Consider the following 375-nt stretch of genomic DNA (forward strand, 5'->3'; position numbering starts at 1 on the left):
GCTTTTCAATTGAATTTGTAGGGGTAAACTCATCTATTTCAAACTTGGGGTTTATATTTTTAATAGATCCCACTCGATTTCTTTCGAAAGATCTATTTTTATTAAATTTTCACTTTTAATTAATAATTATTTTTTTAATATTATTGCCATTATTGGTTTTAATATGGACCAAATAGATTCCTGAAGCAACATTTATTGGGAGGTTAATTTCATTTTTATTAAAATTAGTATTCCAGATTTTTAGTTGTTGTCCAATAGCATTAAATAATGAAATCTCTTGAATAGTTAATTCTTCTGGTTTTTGTATTTTAATGAGGGTATTATTTTCATTAACAAATACATTTAAAAGACTAAAGATCTCTTCAACTTCTATTG

At 24.3% G+C, this 375-nt stretch carries 1 protein-coding gene; it reads right to left on the reverse strand.

The window, feature by feature from the left end; all coding sequences use genetic code 11:
- Window positions 1–115: 115 nt before the first annotated feature.
- Window positions 116–375 (reverse strand): T9SS type A sorting domain-containing protein (locus tag IEW75_RS04885; protein WP_158283818.1); only part of this gene is annotated, 260 nt, incomplete at its 5' end.

The organism is Lutibacter litoralis (assembly GCF_014646675.1).
Taxonomy (GTDB): Bacteria; Bacteroidota; Bacteroidia; order Flavobacteriales; family Flavobacteriaceae; genus Lutibacter; species Lutibacter litoralis.